10 protein-coding genes are annotated in these 20,772 nt (G+C 40.9%); 4 read left to right on the top strand and 6 right to left on the bottom strand.

Annotated elements, in window-relative coordinates; all coding sequences use genetic code 11:
- Window positions 1-2: 2 nt before the first annotated feature.
- The 5 genes from PY091_RS08630 to PY091_RS08650 form a co-directional block, all read right to left on the bottom strand.
- Complete coding sequence (locus PY091_RS08630) at window positions 3-3,242, bottom strand: VCBS repeat-containing protein (RefSeq protein ID WP_275649301.1); 3,240 nt, start codon at window positions 3,240-3,242, stop codon at window positions 3-5.
- Window positions 3,235-6,579 carry a VCBS repeat-containing protein gene (locus tag PY091_RS08635; protein ID WP_275649302.1) on the bottom strand — a complete coding sequence of 1,115 codons (3,345 nt, stop codon included), beginning with the start codon at window positions 6,577-6,579 and terminating at the stop codon, window positions 3,235-3,237. Before PY091_RS08635 ends, PY091_RS08630 begins: the two co-directional genes overlap by 8 nt.
- Complete coding sequence (locus PY091_RS08640) at window positions 6,576-9,869, bottom strand: VCBS repeat-containing protein (protein ID WP_275649303.1); 3,294 nt, start codon at window positions 9,867-9,869, stop codon at window positions 6,576-6,578. Before PY091_RS08640 ends, PY091_RS08635 begins: the two co-directional genes overlap by 4 nt.
- 177 nt (window positions 9,870-10,046) lie before the next feature.
- Entirely contained in the window at window positions 10,047-11,567 is a 1,521-nt protein-coding gene (locus tag PY091_RS08645; protein ID WP_275649304.1) for a RagB/SusD family nutrient uptake outer membrane protein, read from the bottom strand.
- Between the two features lie 11 nt (window positions 11,568-11,578).
- Window positions 11,579-14,665: a SusC/RagA family TonB-linked outer membrane protein gene (locus PY091_RS08650; protein ID WP_275649305.1), complete on the bottom strand. Its 3,087-nt coding sequence runs from the start codon at window positions 14,663-14,665 to the stop codon at window positions 11,579-11,581.
- Window positions 14,666-15,037: 372 nt separating this feature from the next.
- Between PY091_RS08650 and PY091_RS08655 the strand changes: the two genes are divergently transcribed.
- The 4 genes from PY091_RS08655 (at window position 15,038) to PY091_RS08670 (ending at window position 20,028) form a co-directional block, all read left to right on the top strand.
- On the top strand, window positions 15,038-16,057 hold the full coding sequence (locus PY091_RS08655; RefSeq protein WP_275649306.1) for a LacI family DNA-binding transcriptional regulator: 1,020 nt from the start codon (window positions 15,038-15,040) through the stop codon (window positions 16,055-16,057).
- Window positions 16,058-16,086: 29 nt separating this feature from the next.
- Window positions 16,087-17,958 (top strand): alpha-amylase family protein, encoded by a 1,872-nt coding sequence (locus PY091_RS08660; RefSeq protein WP_275649307.1) that lies wholly within the window; start codon window positions 16,087-16,089, stop codon window positions 17,956-17,958.
- Window positions 17,959-18,067: 109 nt separating this feature from the next.
- Window positions 18,068-18,763 (top strand): glycerophosphodiester phosphodiesterase, encoded by a 696-nt coding sequence (locus tag PY091_RS08665; protein ID WP_275649308.1) that lies wholly within the window; start codon window positions 18,068-18,070, stop codon window positions 18,761-18,763.
- Window positions 18,763-20,028: a BaiN/RdsA family NAD(P)/FAD-dependent oxidoreductase gene (locus tag PY091_RS08670; RefSeq protein WP_275649309.1), complete on the top strand. Its 1,266-nt coding sequence runs from the start codon at window positions 18,763-18,765 to the stop codon at window positions 20,026-20,028. The genes PY091_RS08665 and PY091_RS08670 overlap by 1 nt, the downstream gene beginning before the upstream one ends.
- Window positions 20,029-20,030: 2 nt before the next feature.
- On the opposite strand, the gene PY091_RS08675 is transcribed toward PY091_RS08670, so the two are convergent.
- Entirely contained in the window at window positions 20,031-20,759 is a 729-nt protein-coding gene (locus tag PY091_RS08675) for an MIP/aquaporin family protein (RefSeq protein ID WP_275649310.1), read from the bottom strand.
- Between the last annotated feature and the right edge of the window lie 13 nt (window positions 20,760-20,772).

A 20,772-nucleotide genomic window follows, 5' to 3' on the forward strand; every position in this document is an offset into this window, starting at 1 on the left:
GATTAATCATTGATTTTATAGACTTGCGCTTTATCATTATTGAAAATAGCCAACAAGTATTTTTGATTGTTGATTGTAATTGTGTTTAGGTGTCGGACGGATTTTTTTGTGAAATCCAATCCTAGTTCATTGCCCAATACGATTGTATTTTCATCTTTGAGCAGAGCCCCCGGGAATGAATCCATACGCCCATGGTAGGGTTTAACACCGAAATAATTCCCGGCTATCAGGACTTCCGTCATACCATCGCCATCAAAATCCTCTACTAAAAAAGACATGATTGGGGATACCTGTAGTTGGTTTGTAAACGGAACAAAGGTAAACTTGCCATTATCATTTCTCAAGTATCCGGATTTTAATGTTGTCACCTCCAATTTTTGTGATGCATTGAGCACTTCTTCACCAAAAATCTCTTCCATGGTCTGCCCTGCAAATGCTTTATACGAAGTGTATTTTTTCTTGAGATATACCATTTGGGATGCCAGCCCGTCCAAGGTTTCCAGCGGATAATAGTCGCCATCTTTTTCCATAGCCGTTACAGTTTCCGTTTGGCCATTTTCATCAAAATCGTTGAAATATAGTTGCATGGGATGTTCCTCGGAGGCCTTGAATTTTGAATTGGTGCCCCAATTGCCCAAAAGGTAGTCTGTGTCTCCATCCGCATCAATATCAAAAGCTTCAATGGCTTGCCAAAGCCCGGAAACGTTTGTTTGCTCCACTTCGATAAAAGAACCGTTTTGATTTTTCAAAAACTTTGGGGACATCCATTCCCCGACCAATATAAGGTCTGTAATGTCATCACCGGTAAAGTCGCTCCAAATGGCATCGGTGACCATGCCTTTGCCTAACGTTTCAAAGTCTTTTTTCACCTTAAAAGTTCCGGCATTGTTCTCCAAAAGATACGAATTGGCAGCTGCTCCGAATTTTGCGGTAACGGTATGCCCGCCTACAAAAACATCCAAATCGCCATCACCGTCATAATCAAACGGACGAACTATTGAGGAGTTTTGATAGTATTCCGGTAATTCCGATCGTACGAAAACAGAATCTTTTTTAATGTAGTAGGCATCGAGCAATGGGTCGGATTTTCCAAAAAAGTCTCCACCCCCCGAAGTAGAAATCAAATCATTCCTACCATCATTGTTGAAATCGGCAATAACTGCTGAAATATTCTCCTGGATAGAATCTTTTTGAATGCCATTAAATAGTTGGTTTACAAAAGTAGAATCACGCTGTACATAAATCTGTGCAGGCTTGTATTTGGAACCACCAAAGAAAATATCCTCCGTTCCATCCCCGTTTAAATCGCCTATGGCGAATGCCGGTCCTCTGTCGGAAATTTGATAAGGAATCAATTTTTCCCTATTAAAGTCCGTATAGTTGTCTTCCACATGGGTAAAATCCAATCCTAAATTTTGCTCTTCCTTGCTAAAAAGTGCCCGTTTTACCTTTTTTAATGAGGTGTAATCAAAGGGTAAGGTGTTCTTTGGCTCCACGGTGAGTGTTTGGTTCGTGGGTACATTTTTAAGCACCTGATACGTTTTGTTGGGCCAAATAATTTTAATGCTGTCCACTTTTGTGGCATTGTTGTATCCAAAATGGATCATTGGTTCCGAAGAGGCTTGGAACCCACGTGTTGGGAACAATTCTTTGAATTGGAGTTTTCCATTCACATAGGAAAAGACTTTTGTGCCAATGCCAAATCTATTTTTGCCAATATAATCGAACTTTAATTTGAGATAGTTCCCTTTGTCGTTCGTTTTATTGATATACAGCGAAGCGGGCTGGTCGATATTGTTGGTGACCAGGTCCAAATCACCATCTCCGTCGAGGTCGCCCATTGCGGTTGCTCCGGATACCAAGGTGTCCTTTGTGATCCATTGGCTGGTCTTATCTTCAAATTGAAGGTTCTCCGTTCCTTGGAAAACATAATTATGAATATTTCCAGAGGGCATCAGGTCCAAGGCCTGTTGGTCCACTAACTTTGTATTGTCTATTTTGTTTTGGATTTGTTCGCTGGATACAAATTTGATAAAGTCCAGATCGTTAGGCCTTTTAGGAATTCCATTGGAAATAAAAAGATCCTGTTTTCCATCTTGGTCATAATCTCCAAAAAGAGCGCTCCAGCTCCAATCCGTTGCGGCAATACCACTCATTAGAGCTGTTTCCATAAAATTGCCGTCCGGTTGATTTACGAATAGCATGTTTCGCGTAAACTGATAGTGATAACCGAATCGCTCAATACGCATTTTTTGTGTTTGGATGTTGTCGTCGCCTTCTGATGATTTCAGTGGAATTTCATCTTCTGGCAACATATCCAAAGAAATAAAATCCGGTCTACCGTCATTGTTGATATCTGCCACATCGTTGCCCATGGAAAAGCGGGATGTGTGTCCAAAGTATTTCTTCAAACTTTCTGTAAAGGTGCCATCACCATTGTTTAGATAGTAATAATCATCCTCATGAAAGTCATTGCCTACATAAATATCGGGATAACCATCTTGATTGAAATCTGCAATGGCCAACCCCAGGCCATAACCATTGATGCCACCAAATATGCCTGCCTCCTCACTTACATCGGTAAATTTACCATTGTCGTTTCTTAAAAGTTTATCGCCCGTTTCGTAACGGCGCTCAAAGCGAAGGTCAAAGCGCCCGAATGAGTTTTGGGTATGAACGGCATGGTTTAAGAGGTACATATCCAAATCTCCATCGAGGTCATAATCAAAAAATGCAGCATTGGAACTGTAGGAGTCAAAATCCAGACCATATTCCGCCGCCTTTTCGCTAAAAGTGTTGTCTCCGTTATTAATGTAGAGTTCGTTAAAACCGTTAAATCCGTTAATGCCTACCACGGCACAAACATAAATATCCAAGAGTCCATCCCCATTTACATCAGCCATGGTTGTACCCGTATTCCAAGTACTATTGCCCTCGATACCTGCCGAAGTGGAGATATCTTCAAATTGGAGATTGCCTTTGTTCAGGTATAATTTGTTCTTGACCTGATTTCCTGAAAAGAAAATGTCCGGAAGGCCATCATTATTGATATCCCCGATGGAGACGCCACCTCCATTGTAGAAATATAGGTAATCCAGAATACTCAAGTCTTTGGTCGAAGTAAGGCTGTTGGTGAAGTTTACACCGGTACTTTTTGGGTCGGGATTTTCAAAAAGATCTCCTCCCTTTTTACAAGAAACAAAAAGGACTACAGCCATTACTATGATCAGAAACCTAGTCATTGAGAGCAAAAATCTTTGGTTTGTTATTGTTTACAGCCGCAATTACGAAGATTTTACCGTTTTTGTCCTTGAACTGCATCAAATATTTTACCTCGTCCCTTACTTTAAAACCGCTGGTCTCGTAATCTTGCCATGTAAAGCCCATATTGCCGTCACCTAGCAATAGATTTCCTTGACTAGCATCCAATCTGGAAAATTGTGGTTTAAACTCGTAGTTGTTCCCGGCCATGATCAGGTCTAAGTTCCCATCGTTGTTCACATCGGTGCATGTAATGTCGCAAACACATGAAAGTTGTACACGGGGAGGTAGGTTTTTAATGGTAAATTTTCCACCACCTTCGTTTATTGCTATAACGGAGGCCGATGTTTCCGCTTTTTTAACGATGGACTGGTCCATAACTTCCTTTGGGAACAGTTGATGGATGGTCCTATGCGCATAGTCGGAAGCCTTTAGGTTTTGCTTTTTAAGAGAAGGCAATTGTTCTGTGAGCTCCTTTTTTTGATGGATAGGGTAATCACCACCGTTTTCTTGCATCGTCATAATTTGTTCAATGGTCCCGTTATTATCGTAATCATTGATGTACATTTTCATGGGAGCATAATCTGTTGGCTTGTAGTGTAAGTTAAGACCTTGGTTCCCCAGGATCAGGTCTTGGTCCCCGTCGCCATCCAGATCTGCCGACTCCACGGTGTTCCACCAGCCATGAAGGCTGTCCAGGGAACTGGTCATTTTAGTCAATCTTCTACCCGTATTCTTGTAAATTTTAGGCGTGTCCCAGTCTGCGCTGACCACAAGATCTTTCTTGCCGTCACCATCCATATCGACCCATTTGGAATCTGTCACCATTCCAGCATCTTTAAGATCGTAACCAAGTCGTTCGGTTACGTTGGTAAATGTTCCATCCCCCATATTCTCCAGTAAAAGATGGTCCGGGGATACTCCATAAACGCCGACAACACTGCGCGAGCCAATAAATAGATCTACATCTCCGTCATTATCGAAATCGTGGGGAGCTATGGTGGAAATATTCTTGAATGTTGATGGCAATTCGTTCTCTGCCCTTGAGAAATTACCTTTTCCATCATTTAGGTACAGACGTGTTATATAATTTCTTTGTTGCCCCACATTATTTCCTCCCGAGCCAACTGCCAAATCCAGATCACCGTCGCCATCTGCATCAAAAAATGCCGCAGCTACGTCTTCGTATTCTTTGTCCTCTTCAAATACCTTTGATGTTTTTTGTGTGACATTACCGTTTCCTCTGTGGAGATATATGGTTCCCTCTTGACCTTTTGACCCTCCGATAAAGAAATCCTCGTGCCCATCTGAATTTATATCGGCCACTGCCAATGAAGGACCTTCCTGAGACAGTTTGTGAGAAATTAATCCCTCGTAATCAAAATCGTTGTAATTATCTTCTTTATGATCAACTATCACATTGTTGTCCAATTCGGTAAGAAAAGATTTCTTGTTTTCTTTGCTGGGAAGTGAATATTTTTCGTTGGCATTGGCATAATCCATGGTCAACATTTGGTTCACTTGTACTTTTTCCAGTTTTTGAGTTCGTTCATCGGGCCATATGATCCGGATAGAGTCCAATTCTTCTGTTTTGCCTAAGCCAAATGTCATATCGTACTGGATTGAGGATTGAAATCCTCTTGATGGAATGAGTTCCTGGTTGATTATGTTTCCATCGAAATAAACTTTGGCCAATGTACCAATGGCAAAAGGATTGTTTTCGGGTCCTTTAAATTTTAACTGGATATAATTATGATCCAATTGGGATTCTGTATTGTTCCTATAAATAAATGCAGGGGTGTTTACATTGTTTATCACAAGATCCAAGTCTCCGTCATTATCCAAGTCGGCATAGGCTGCGCCATTGGAGCGGGAGGGAAGTTCAAATCCCCATTCCTTGTTTGCATTTTTGAAGGAGATGTCACCGTTGTTCTTATAAGCGTAGTTTGGCTGAGGCTTGATCGGCATTTTACTGATTATGGAGTCTATGGATTCCTTTTTGCCGGTGAGCGCCATTTTCTGAACAATTTCGTTGGCAAAAAAGTCCACAAAATCCAAATCCGTTAAATCGTGATTAATTCCATTGGTTATAAAAATGTCCTTTAGACCGTCGTTGTCCATATCAAATATAAGACCGGCCCAACTCCAATCCGTTGCATCGATTCCACTATAATAGGCAACTTCTGAAAAAGTGCCGTTTCCGTTGTTCAATTGCAGGGTATTTTGAATATACTGTTGTCCAAAATCTTTGCTTTGTTTTAAGTTGAAGATGTTATAGCCCTCGAATTCCATAACTGATTTTACCCTTGACTCTTCTTCGGGGAGCATATCGGTGATGAAAATGTCGTTATGGCCATCGTTGTTAATGTCGGCTATATCTATACCCATGGCCGACAAGCTTAAATGGGACGTCCAGTCCTTTATTTCTTCATTGAAAGTACCATCCTTTTGATTGATGTAGAGGTAATCTCTTTCATAAAAATCATTGGACACATAAATATCGGGGTAAAGGTCTCCATTGAAATCGGTCACCAGGACACCAAGTCCAAAACCGATAAGGCTGCCATAAATACCGGCTTGTTCACTTACATCTACAAATTTGCCGTTATCGTTGCGCAAAAGCATATCTCCCACACCTTTGAATATATCGGGTACGCCCTCCCAATCTTGGGCCCTCACTTCTCGTTGCTCTGCATAGCCAAGGCTGCTAACGGGAATGTTGCTATTGTTCAAGATGTACACATCCAGATCACCGTCCTTGTCATAATCGAAAAATGAGGCATGGGTGGTAAATCCGGTTTCTGCCAGATTGTATTCCTTGGCCCTTTCGGTAAATGTTAGGTCTCCATTGTTGATGTAAAGGTCGTTATCGTGGTTGTTCCCTTCCATGTTTCCAGCGTTGGAAACATAAATGTCCAATAGCCCATCGTGATTAATGTCCACCATTACAACACCTGTTGACCAAGGCTTGTTTCCTAAAACGCCTGCTTGTTCCGAGATATCCTCGAATTGCATATTGCCTTTGTTCAGGTAAAGTCTATTGGGTTCCATATTTCCGGTAAGGTAGATATCCTGTAATCCGTCATTGTTTATATCCCCTATGGCCACACCACCACCGTTGTAGAAGTTACGGTATTTGAATATGTTGAAGTTCTTTTGGTTTTGTACTTTATTGACAAAAGTGACACCGGTCTCTTCTGGCTCCATTAGGGTAAATAAAGTCTCGGTAATCACTTCTTCCTGAGGTTGGTTTTCACTTTTTTTGCAAGCGGTAAAGGCCAGTATAAAAAAGCATATTGCTGTGTAACTCAGTTTCATTTATTATTTTGTTTTTTGACCAAAAAAATAGGAGCATCATCGTTCATCGTAATGATGAATTCTTCGTTCCCATCAATAACTATTTTTTCAATTTTTCTTGCAGCGCCTGAAATGCCCATAGTCTGCTTCCACCTAATGTTTCCATTTTCATCATTTTCCAGAATGATTCCGTGGGAGGCATCCAATCTACCAAGTTGGGTGCTTATCTCAAAATTATTGCCGACCATTAATATTTCATTAATCCTTTGTTTATCATTTTTTACAAAGTAAATATCATTGACAGGTGATGCCTGGACTAATTGTGGCAATGCCTTAGCGGTAAAGGTGTTGTTTCCATTGTTCTCAAAGTATGTGGTACTTAGGGTATACACTTTTCTTTTAATTGCCTGCTCCAATTTTTCATCCCCAAACAACTCTTCCAATGATGCCTTGGCAAAATCCTTATAAAAGAGGAACTTTTTGTTCAAGAACGGCATTTGTTTTGCCAGTTCATCTTTGGATGCGAAAGCCGTTTCACGTTCTCCATGGAAATGGGTTACCACGGTTTCGATGGAGCCATTGCCATCAAAATCATTGATGTAAACGGTTACGGGCCTTTCCAGTGAAGCACTAAATTTAGTGTTTAGGCCCCAATTGCCAGCAAGGATGTCCAAATCACCATCATTGTCCATATCTGCCAGCTCAATGGTATTCCACCAGCCGTTGGTGTAGTCGAGGCCATTGTTTTTTTGCTCTATAAGCTTTTTGCCATCATTAATAAATAGGCTCACTGGAGACCAATGTCCTGCTACTATAAGGTCTTTGAATCCATTTCCATCTATATCTTGCCAAACAAAGTCTTTTATATTACCTATGTCCAAAAGATGTGGCGCCATGGCGTTGGTCACGTTCTGGAATTTACCGGTTCCATCGTTTTGTAAAAGGAATTGTTGGCTTTTTACACCAAATTTGGTGGGTACTGCATTCGATGTGATCAGCAAGTCCAGGTCACCATCATTATCTATATCAACTGCACCTATTTTAGAAGCATTGACCTCGATTTCTGAAAGGCTGTTTTCTTTGGTGAACATTCCCGAGTTGTTCCTATATAATCTAGGTTGTAATGGCTTTCCATTTGTGAACTCATTTCCACCACTTACAACGATCAGGTCCATATCACCATCGTTGTCTATATCAGCGAATACTTGATCAATATCTTCGTTTGTACTGTCAGATTCAAATAATTCAGGTTGATGTTCGGTGAAGCCGCCTTCTGCTGTTTGTACGTATAGTTTGGAAGCTTGTTTTTTACCGCCACAAATAAATAAATCTTCCAGGCCATCATTGTTTATGTCGGCAACCGCCACTGAAGGACCTTCGTTGGAATAGGCAAAGGGAATTAACGGATTGCGGTCAAAATCCAGTGTGGGATACTCTTTGTGGGTAAAATCCACTCTCTTTTGTATATCAAAGGGACTTCTGGTTGCAGGCCTGTCCTTTGCATCGAAATTTACCGTAGCATTGGAACTCGAAACTGTCAACACTTGGTTGGCCTTTATGTTTCTCAAAGTTTGGTAATTGCCTTTTGGCCAAATGATCTGGATGGAATCAATTATGGAATCTTTTCCAATCCCAAAATTTAGGCTATTGTCCTTCGCGGACATATATCCACGGGTAGGGATGTTCTCTTGTACCGATTTACCGTTTATGCCGTAAACGATAGCTTTTGCACCAATACCAAATTTATTTTTTTCAGTTCCCTTGAATTGGATCTTTAAAAAATTATTTCCCTTCAAGGTGTTTTCCAAAACAAATGCTTCTTGGTTTACATTGTTCACCACGAGGTCTAAATCGCCATCGTTGTCCAAGTCGGCATAGACACTGCCATTGCTATAGGAATCTATTGTTGGGCCCCACTTCTTGGTTACATTTTTGAACGATGTGCCATCGGAGTTTTTATAAAAGTAGTTTTGTACCTTTTTCTTTGGTAGTCGTTCTATCAGTTCCATATCCTTATTGGATAGGCCTTTTTGTATATTTTGTTGGATTTCTTCATTGGATATATAGTTGATATAATCCATGTCGTTGGTTACGCCTTGTATACCATTGGAGATGAACAAATCCTTTTTGCCATCATTGTCGTAATCTGCAAAAAGTCCGCCCCAGGACCATTCGGTGGCATCAATCCCACTTAAATTGGCAATCTCTCCAAAATTTTCACCATCTAAATTTAAATGGAGGGTGTTGGACATGTATTGCGGAGAGAATCCATTTTTTAGATATTGTTGATAGACCGGGAAGGGGTATTCCAATCCCGAGGTTTTGTATGTTTCCAAATCTTCCGGTAACATATCCAAGGACAGAATGTCTGTAAGTCCATCGTTGTTGATGTCGGCAATATCATTGCCCATTGAAAAATGGGTTGTGTGCCCCAGTTTTTTATCATCTAAAGAAATAATATCCTTAAAAGTGCCATCCTTTTGATTGATATATAGGTAATCGTTCTCAAAGAAGTCGTTTCCGATGTATATATCGGGGTACCCATCATTGTTGATGTCACTTATGGCCAATCCTAGGCCATAGCCTATGGTGCCTTGAAAAATCCCAGCTTCTTTTGATACATCGATAAATTTTCCATTTTCATTTTTATAAAGTATATCACCCGACATGGAATCGACTATTTTTCGCCTTGATCCCTTGCCGTATGAGCGATTCGGATTTACTGAATGATTCATTAGGTACATATCAAGATCGCCATCCAGGTCATAATCGAAGAATGCAGCTTGTGTTGAATATCCAATAAAGTCTAGGCCATATAGGTTGGCTTCTTCCTTAAAAGTTGGAATGCCTTGTTCATCGTTGCCTTGGTTTATATAAAGAAGGTTTTGACCTCTAATTGTTTCGTGATCGCCGACTTTGCATATATAAATATCAAGGAGGCCATCATTGTTGACATCTGCATGTGTAACTCCGGTAGTCCATCCGGTATCGTTAGTTATTTGCGAAGCGTCCGTGGCATCCTTAAAATTGAAATTGCCTTGATTTATATAAAGTTTATCCGCTTTTTGGTTGGAGGTGAAATATAAATCGACCAATCCATCCCCGTTAAAGTCACCTGCGGCAACACCTGCACCGTTATAGAAGTAAAGATAATTTAGAATGTTCAGTTCTGGAGTATGATCAAGTTGGTTCACAAAATCTACTCCGGTCTCGGCAGGGCTTTTTAAAACAAATAGTTGGTCTGGTTTGTTTTTATTACATGCTGAAAAGGTAAAGAGTATTCCAAAAAGTATACTGAGCGGTGCTCTCATAGCTTTTATCAATTGTGGGGATAATATAAAGAAATCCCTAGGAGGTTTTCGGAAGACAGAGATTAATCTTTTTCTAAAAAACGATTAATTATTTATTAATGCACATTTGTTTAAAATGAAAAGACCACCAATTGGTGGTCTTTTCTTATATATAAAACAGCTTAAACTTTGAATTTTCTAGTAGCCTGGATTCTGAACCAAATTTGGGTTAGAAATAATAGCTGTTGCTGGAATAGGGAATAGGTTTTTGGTGTCATCACCTGATACCTCTTTGTAAGACCATGGTGAAGTAAATTGACCAAAACGAATCAAGTCATTTCTTCTCCATTGCTCACCATATAATTCCCTTCCTCTTTCATCAATAAGGTCTTGCTCAGTTACACTTCCTAGCGGTGAAGCACCTCTAAGTGTTCTAAGTTCGTTTACCAATGCAGTTGGGTCTCCGCCGCTTCTCAAGATTGCTTCTGCTTTCATCAAGTGTGCATCGGCATATCTAAATACCACTTTGTGGTTGGCGAAGGCACCGTTCGCAGGATTGTACTTGATTACCCTGATACCAGTTCTTTCGTTGTTACCAAGAAGTCCTGGAAGTTCTTTGGTGTAAACCAATGGTGCTCCGGTTCTGTCTTTGTAAGCATTTCCGTTGGCATCATATTGCTGACCAATCAAGAAACCATTACCAATTCCGAAGTTTGTTCCATCTGTTGGTACAAATCCTCTTCTTTCTTCTTGACCAGAGCCTGGAGTGTTGATGTTTGGATCACCTTCGAACAAATCGTAGAATTCGGCAATTGTGGTGAATCCGTTCCATCCACCAGCTTGGTCAGGAACAATTTGATTGTAGTGCAATGTGTTCCAGATATTATTACCAACACTGGATGTGGTAAAGAAAATAGTTTCTGAATCAACATCGGATGTAAACAATTCAAAGTATCCTTCCTCTAAAGCAAATCCTTCTGCAGCAATATCATCTACTAGGCTAATTACTTGTTGCATATCGGATGAATCAGGAGATCCTGACCCAGTGTAAATGTGCTTGTTCAAATAAAGTTTGGCCAATAGAATCATGGCTGCGGCCTTTGATGCTCCAACCAAATCCTCACTTGGACCGATGGATGGAAGTGCAGGAATAGCTTCGGTCAAATCAGTTACGGCAAAATCAAATGCTTCAGCCCTAGTCATTACCGTTGGATTAACGTCCGGTCCTTCATCTGGAGTCCTAAATGGTACTTGTCCAAAAAGGTCAATCAACCAAAACATGCTATATGCTCTTAGGAACTTAGCTTCGGCAACCTGTTGAGGAGTAGCGTTACTTCTACTGTCTATAATAGTTGTCGCATTATAAACATTACTGTTTTGATCGTTCCAAGTATTCTTTACTCTTTGGTGGGTAGTACTCCAAGTGTGAGAGTGCAATGTTCTCCAAACACCATTGTCACCCCAGTCGGTTCCACGTGTTGGCACTACAAACTCATCGGTACTTACCTCTGTAAGTGCATAAAGGTTTTCTTGGCTTTCGGTTTGTCCCCTTACGGCATTGTACAATGCTGTAAGACTCGCCCCAGGTTGGACCCCTGTAAATTCACCGCTTAAGTCAGTGAAAATGGAATCCGTCTGTTCAATTTCCAAATCTGTACAACCCAACATCGCAAGTGAGATTGCCCAGATGTATAATTTATTTAGTTTAATAGCTTTCATAGAAATATTTTTTAAAAAGTTGCACTAACACCTAATGTAACTGTTCTAGACCTTGGGAAAGCTGTGTAATCGATTCCCAATGATGGTATGTTGTTCAAAGATTTTGGTACGTTCACCTCTGGATCAAGACCTGAGTAATCTGTGATGATAAACAAGTTCTGACCAATCAAGGATAAACGCAAACTTTGAAGAGCCCCATCTCCGCTCAACGGTACGTTGTAGCTCAAAGAAGCGTTCTGAAGTCTTAGGAAGTCTCCTTTTTCCAAAAATCTTGTAGAAACGTCAGCTGCGTTGGCATTAGATTCACCGTTGGTAAGTACATCTGTTGTAATGTTTTTACCAACACCTATAATACCCGCAGTGAAGTATGCATTTTGTGTGTTGTTGTACACATAGAATCCATATTGTCCGGACAAGAATGCATTAAAGTCCCAGTTTTTGTAGGAAGCACTTGTGCTAATACCTAAGTTAACTTTAGGCAATGCACTTTTTCCAACAAACTCCTGAACATCACCGTTAGGATAAACTGATATACCATTTTCATCAAATCCACCAAACTCTCTCAAATAATAAGAGAACAATGGTTGTCCACCGGCCAACAACTGGGCAAATGCACCAGTAAGTCCGTTACCGTTAATTTCACCTGTTTGGATTTGACCATCAAAATCTTCAACCATGTTGTCATTATAAGCAAAGTTGAATCCAAGGTTCCAATTTGCATCTTCCATTTGAATGATATCATAATTCATGGAAACTTCCACACCTTGGTTAATTACTTTAGCATCTAAGTTACCAAAGTAGAATGGCTGAGGAGATGGCTGAGCCGCCTCTTGCTGAAGCAATAGGTCGTTTGTAGTCTTGTGGTAAAGGTCGATTGTACCAGAAAATCTGTTATTGTCGAAACCAAAATCAAGACCAATGTTAGCTTGGGCAGTTTCCTCCCATTTCAAATCATCATTTGTAAACGATTGAATAGCTAGACCAGGAGCATTAATGTTCTGGTTTTGGTCGATTCCTATACCTGCAAATCTTTGTCTAACTGTAAAGTTACCATAACCTAGACCTTCTTGGTTACCGGTAATACCATAACCAACTCTAAGTTTAAGTGTTGAGAAAGCATCTCCGATAAAATCTTCTTCGTTCAATTTCCAAGCGATAGCACCGGAAGGGAAATAACCATATTGGTTATTAGGACCAAAACGTGAAGATCCATCAACTCTCAATGTTCCTGTGAAGATATATTTGTTAGCGATGGAATATTCAGCTCTTCCAAAGAAAGATTGAAGCTCATCGGTTGTGTCAAAATAGTCTCCTGCAACTGCACTGATCGGAACACCTGATGGACTGTCCACATCAAAAGTTCCTGGTTCATCTACGAACAAACGGTTAACAAAAGTTCTTGTACTGTTGTATCCAAATTGTTGGTAGCTACCTGGTAACTGGCTTTCGATTGCAGAAGCGGCAGTTCCCAAATCAGCGATCATTCGGTTTAGATCAGTAGACCCGAAACCTAGACCGGTAATATTTTTACCAGCTCTTTGATAGCTTTGGAAAGAGTAACCTACCAAAGCGGTCAAGTGTGAGTTTTCAAACTCTTTATCGTAAGTCAATGTTACATCCAAAAGCTTACCTGTTACATCAATAGCACTTAGGGCTCCTTGACCTTGTCCAGGTGCATTACCGATACCAGTGGAAAGTGCAGACTGTACTTGATATTTTTCTGAAGTTGAATCATCGTAACCAACGGCAACTTTAGCTTTCAAGTTTTCATTGATGCTGTATTCAGCAGATACGTTACCTAAAAATCTATCTGTATGGGTAACATCATCATAATAATTCAATAGCTGTAGTGGATTGATTTCACTACCGCCAGTAGAAAATCCTGTTCTTGCTGGCCATGTTGGGTTTGCAAAATAAGCAGCACCTAACAAATCCCCTGTAGAACCAGAGTTATTACTGATTGCACCACCATCATCATTGATTCTCGATACGGTAAGGTTGGCATCAATTTTCAACTTGTTGTCAAAAAATCTTTGCGATGCGTTGATCCTACCTGTCAATCTTTCTTGGGCATAACCTTCAACAACACCAAATTGTTTTCCGTAACCAAATGAGGCACGAACGTTTCCACTTCCGTAGTTTTTGGCGTAAGAAAGGTTTTGGTTCTGTGAAGCAACACTTCTTAAGATCAAATCTTGCCAATCGGTATTGCTACCAAAATCCAAAGCACTTGGGTCTCCTCCATATTCTGGCAATGCGGTTAAAAACTGATCTCTATCCAACAGGTCAAAAGTTTTGGCCGGTGTAGAGTAGCTAAGGTTGGAAGTAAATTCAAACCTTCCTTGGCCAGTTTTACCACTTTTAGTTGTAATGATAACAACACCATTTGCACCACGAGAACCATAAATGGCAGTAGCGGATGCATCCTTAAGGATACTGATGCTTTCGATATCATTTGGGTTTAGGAAGCTCAATGGGTTTTTGGAAGAACTTGTTCCAGTACCTACATCAGCACCTCCTGCAGAAGTGTCTTCACCTGTCAATGGCATTCCATCCACCACAAATAATGGGTTGTTGTTGGAACGTACAGAACTTGTACCACGAATCCTCACGTTAATACCAGCTCCTGGTTCACCACTGCTCTGGGTAATCTGTACACCAGCTGTTTTACCTTGGATCAACTGCTCAGGTGATGAAATAACACCTTGGTTGAAGTCTTCCGAAGTAACAACGGCTACAGCACCAGTTGCATCGTCAACCGTTGTCTGCCCATAACCGATGATTACTACTTCGTCCAAAGCTTGTGCATCTTCTTCCAAAGTAACATCGAGGCTCGACTGACCGTTCAGTGCGATTTCTACGGTCTTGTAACCAATGTAGCTGAAAACCAATGTGGCTGCATCCTCAACATTGTTAAGGGTGTAGTTACCATCAAAATCGGTCTGCGTACCATTGGTAGTGCCTTTCACCAAAACGCTCGCTCCCGGCAACGGCCCATTTGCATCCGAAACGGTACCTGATACTGTCTGAGCTTTTGCCAGCCCAAAGCATAAAAATGCCCCAAGCAACAGAAAGCTTTTTAGTAGCGTAATCTTCATAAATAATTAATTTTAAGTTTAGTTAATTTTAATTCAAGTGTTAAACATATATAAAAAAAAGGTTAATCTAAATTTAGGTATATTGCAAAATATTACGAAAACGGTTTCGTGTTGATAACTTTGAAGTGTACGAGTATGACAAAACTTAAATGGTTAGTTTGCTGTTATCTCAAATTAAAGAAATGAGAACTGTGAAATCCACAATATCTCAACTAATATAGCAATTTTATTCTTTGAACAATAGTTTTGTGTTTAAGAAGATTTTTCAAGTTTTGGTTTTCTTTATGTTAAAAAGTGGGATTTTTATACCTACTTGTAACGTTAATCAGTAATTTCCGAAGCTGAATTTAAGTTCTTTTAAAAGTTTCACAATTGAAAGCAAAGATTACCCTTAAAGACATAGCCCGAGAACTGGAAGTGTCCATTTCCACAGTTTCCAAAGCACTAAAGAACAGTGAGGAAATCAGTAGGGACACTAAAGAGAAAGTACAGGCCTTCGCCAAACTCTACAATTACAAGCCCAATAATATTGCAATAAGCCTCAAGAACAAGCGCACCAAAAACATTGGTGTGGTGATTCCCGATATCGTGCACCATTTTTTTACGACCGTAATTCGTGGAATTGAAAAGTATGCCAACGCAAGAGGTTATAACGTAATTGTTTGTCTGTCCGAAGAATCCTTTGACAAAGAGGTGATCAATATGGAGATGCTGGCCAATGGAAGTATAGATGGATTTATCATGTCCCTCTCGTCGGAAACGCAAGAGAAAGCTGATTACAACCATCTTAAAGAGGTTACCGAACAGGGGATTCCAGTGGTGCTCTTTGATCGGATTACCCACGAAGTGGAATGCGACAAGGTAATTATCGATGATGAATTGGGTGCGTACCAGGCCACCAAAAAATTTATTGATCAAGGCAAAAAGAAGATTGCATTGATTACCACCGACGATTATTTGAGTGTAAGCGAGGCCCGTACCAGAGGATACCGAAAGGCACTTGAGGAAAGCCCGATGGGAATCGATGAGTCCTTGATCTTAAAATTGCCCTCCATGGAATTGGACGAGGCCGCCATCAAGGCCTTTTTAAATAAAATGGACCCTGATGCTGTTCTTTGCGTCAATGAAATATTTGCTGTTTATAGTATGAGATTGGTACAGGAAAAGGGATTAAGAATTCCAGAGGATATATCATTTATCGGCTTTACCGATGGTGTGTTGTCCAAATATGCCAATCCTAGCCTAACAGTTGTGGCCCAACATGGTGAAAAAATGGGGGAGGTCTCAGCTAAAATGTTGATAGATAAAATCGAAAGCGAAGCCGAGGAAGAAACCTATCAGACCAAAATTTTGGAACCAACCCTGGTAATTAGGGATTCCATTGCCCATTAATTATCCGCTTTAATTTACTTTACTTAGGTATGAAAACGAATCGTATCCTGATTTTTTTACTATGGATTGCCACATTATATTCATGTAAGCAACAATCCAACCAAAAGCCGTCTCCTGTTCCAATGAAAAAGAAAGAAGTAGTATACCAAGTATTCACCCGTCTTTTTGGGAATACAAATACGACCAATAAGCCGTGGGGTACCATCGAAGAAAATGGAGTAGGCAAGTTTTCTGATTTTTCCGATCGGGCACTGGCCGAAATCAAGGACCTTGGAATCACCCATATTTGGTACACCGGAGTACCTCACCATGCTGTAATTCGGGATTATACCGAATATGGTATATCAAATGATGATCCAGATGTGGTAAAAGGAAGGGCGGGTTCACCATACGCAGTTAAGGATTACTATAACGTAAATCCCGATTTGGCAACAGATCCTGCCAAAAGATTGGAAGAGTTCAAGGATTTGATCCAGCGAACACACAAAGCTGGTCTAAAAGTGATCATCGATATAGTGCCCAATCATGTGGCAAGAAATTATGAAGGGTTGACCAACCCAGAAGGTGTGGTGGATTTTGGGGCTACGGATGATACATCCAAAGAATATGATGTAAACAATAATTTTTACTATATCCCCGGTGAAGCTTTTAAGGTACCGGAATGGCAAGATGGTTATTTGCCTCTTGGTGGGGACCTTAATAGGTTAGTAGATTCTAAATTTAAAGAAGATCCGGCAAAATGGACCGGAAATGGATCTCGGTTGGCCCAGCCACACTTTAATGATTGGTACGAAACAGTTAAGATCAATTATGGAGTGCGTCCGGATGGTACCAAGGATTTTGCCGAATTGCCCGAAGAGTACCGTCAAAAGGACTATAGGGAGCACCACAAGTTTTGGGAACAAAAAACCTTGCCGGATTCATGGCAAAAGTTCAAGGATATCACCCAATACTGGTTGGACTTTGGTGTGGATGGCTTTCGATTTGATATGGCCGAAATGGTACCGGTAGAATTCTGGAGCTATCTGAACTCCAATATTAAAATGAAAAACCCCGATGCATTTTTATTGGCGGAAGTGTACAATCCTAATCTATATCGTGATTATATCCATAAGGGGAAAATGGATTACCTCTACGATAAAGTTGAGCTGTATGACAGTATAAAGCACATTATGAAAGGTTATGGTTGGACGGACCATATTCCAGTTATACAAAAAGGTATGGAGGACATAGAGCACCATATGCTCCACTTTTTGGAAAACCATGATGAACAACGAATCGCAAGCCCCGATTTTGCAGGAAATGCCCAACTGGGAAAACCGGCAATGGTAGTTTCTGCTACGATAAGTACATCACCTACGATGATTTATTTTGGACAAGAAGTGGGTGAGCCGGGCGCGGAAGATGCAGGTTTTGGAAAACCCACGAGAACTTCCATTTTTGATTATATCGGGGTGCCCAACCACCAACGGTGGGTCAACAACAAAAAGTACGATGGCGGACAATTGTCGGATGAAGAAAAAAGTCTAAGGCAATTTTACAAACGTCTGCTCAATTTCACCATAACTAGTGAGGCTTTGATGGGCGATTATCAGGAAATTCACTTTTACAATAAGGACAACACGGAAGGATACGATCATCGAGTCCTTTCTTATGTGCGTTGGAGCGATAATGAGAAACTCATAATACTCTCAAATTTTGATGAGCATAAAGCATATGATTTCAACTTTAAAGTACCACCAGAAGTAATTGCTTCATGGGGGCTCGAGAATGGTGAATATTCCTTGACCGAGGAGTTAAATAGGAAGATGGTCACCAAGATGGTCGTCAAAAATGGAGGAGGTGAAATTCAATTGGAATTGGACCCGTTGGAATCCTACATTTTTAAGGTGAGCGATTAGGTTCACTTTTTCATTTTCAAATTGTATTTTTAGGCATCAAAACCGAACCAAAATGAAGAAAAACTTTCTAAAGGCGATTCTCGCCGTCCTACTTTTAACTAGTTGCGAAATGACAAATTCAAAACCACTCGTAATCGGACACCGTGGTGCCATGGGGCATGAGACCGAAAACACATTGGCATCTGTTCAAAAAGCGATGGATCTTGGGGTGGATATGATCGAGATCGACGTATTTAAAATCGATAGTGGGGAGATTGTTGTTTTTCATGATGAAACGGTGGACAGACTAGCTAATTCTGGCGGAAATATTGAGGAATACAACATTATGCAGCTTAAAGATCTCATCCTGGATGGAGGGCATAAAATTCCGATGTTGCAGAGTGTGTTAAAGCTCATAAATAATCAGGTTGCCTTAAATATAGAACTCAAGGGGGACGATACCGCGGAAACGGTAGGCCGTATTGTCGATTATTATGTAAAAAGTCAAGGTTGGAGTCTGGAAAACATCGTCATTTCCAGTTTTAAATGGGATGAGTTAAGGTCTATGAGAGCTAAAAACAAGGATATCCAAATCGCTGTGCTAACAGAAGATGATCCTTTGCAGGCCATAGAAGTGGCCAAAGAATTGAACGCGGTGGCAATCAACCCCAATTATACCACTTTAACCCCAGAGAATACAGCCAAAATCCAATCTGAGGGATTTAAGGTGTACACATGGACGGTCAACGAACCTGAAAACATTCAAAAAATGATTGAATTCGGGGTCGACGGAATCATTACCAATTATCCGGAACGTGTGAAGTAATGTTCGATGTCATTATTGTTGGAGGAGGCGCAGCAGGATTTTATGCTGCAATTCAAATAGCCGAACTCAACCCCAATTTAAACATTGCCATATTCGAAAGAGGTAAAACAGTCCTTTCCAAGGTAAAAGTATCAGGAGGAGGACGTTGCAATGTTACCCATGGGGAGTTTATGCCCAGAGAACTGGCTACCAATTATCCAAGAGGTGAAAAAGAGCTGCTAGGGCCTTTTCATAAATATGCTCCCATGGATGTAATGGCTTTTTTCGAGGAAAGGGGCGTGCCTCTTAAAATTGAAGACGATGGGCGTGTTTTTCCCCAAAGTGATTCTTCGCAGAGTATAATAGATTGCTTGGTAGGGGAAGCGCATCGATTAGGGGTACAGGTTTTGAAGAATAGTTCGGTAAAGACTTTGGAAAAAGTTGAAGCTGGCTGGCAGGTCACAACAATGAACAAACATTACCAATCCAAAAAGCTATTGCTGACTACAGGAAGTAACCCGAAAATCTGGAAACAATTGGAAAATTTGGGTCATCACATTATTGCTCCCGTGCCCTCATTGTTCACCTTTAACATTAAGGATCAACGAATAGATGGAATACAGGGCATAAGCACGTTTGCCACCGTGGAGGTGATGCCAAAGAAAACTTTCCATACCAATGTGGAAGGCTTAGGTTTAAAAAGTGGGGTAAAAGATGAACCGGTGCTTTATTCCGATGGACCACTTTTAATAACACATTGGGGACTGAGCGGACCGGCCATTTTAAAGTTGTCCGCATGGGGCGCAAACATTTTAAACGATTACAATTACAATTTTAAGATCAAGGTGAATTGGCTGCCCGATTATAGCACCGAATCTATGGAGGCCTATCTGAAGCAAATCAAAGAGATGGAAGCCAAGAAAACAGTTATGCGTACCAATGTGACCGACCTTCCCAAACGGTTGTGGAAACGATTGGTGGAAGCGGCCCGGATTATGCCTGCCGAACGTTGGGCAGATATCAACAAAGAGCAACTAGGTATGCTGGCCGAACAATTGACGGCCTCTTCATTTAAGGTCGAGGGTAAGAGCACATTTAAAGAAGAGTTCGTTACTGCTGGTGGTGTTGATTTAAAAGAAATCAACTTTAAGACATTCGAGAGCAAACTGCACCCCGGTCTTTATTTTGCAGGAGAAATAATTAATGTGGATGCCATTACTGGCGGATTCAACTTCCAAAATGCGTGGACAGGGGCTTATATTGCAGCCCAAGCCATTGCCTCATAAAATTATTGCAATAACATAGCGATCCAAGCTGCTATCGAGGCACCCAAGATAGGTCCTACCACAGGTACCCATGCATAGTTCCAACCATTACTCCCTTTATTTTTAAGTGGCAATAGTGCATGCACAATCCTTGGTCCCAGATCCCTTGCCGGGTTAATGGCATAACCAGTAGTGCCGCCCAAGGATAAACCTATGCCCCAGACTATCAAAGAAACAGGCAGAGCACCGAGCGAGCCCAGGCCTATTATGGCATCGTCCGTAGATAGAATAGCATCTGTAAAGTAAAGCACAGAAAAAACAAGTACAAAGGTTCCCAATAATTCAGAAAACAGATTTATAAATGTGTTTGGGATTGCGGGTGCCGTACAAAAAACACCTCGCTTGGTCCCACCATCTTCGGTAGCATCAAAATGATCTTTATTGACCAGCCAAACACAAAAGGCAGCGAACATGGCACCGATGAACTGTGCCAATATATAGCTTGGAACTTGGTCCCATGGAAATTCACCAGCAATGGCCAGACCGATACTAACAGCAGGGTTGATATGCGCGCCACTATGTGGGCCTGCGACCACAACACCGGTATAAACGGCAAAGGCCCAACCTGTGGTGATTACGATCCAGCCAGAGCCATTGCCATAGGTTTTTTGAAGGGATACATTGGCGTTTACGCCACAACCGAGTACCATCAACAAAAAAGTACCTACGATTTCAGATACAAAAGGAGTCATATGTAAAAAGGAA

Origin of the sequence: Flagellimonas okinawensis, assembly GCF_029194005.1 — a bacterium.
Taxonomy (GTDB): Bacteria; Bacteroidota; Bacteroidia; order Flavobacteriales; family Flavobacteriaceae; genus Flagellimonas; species Flagellimonas okinawensis.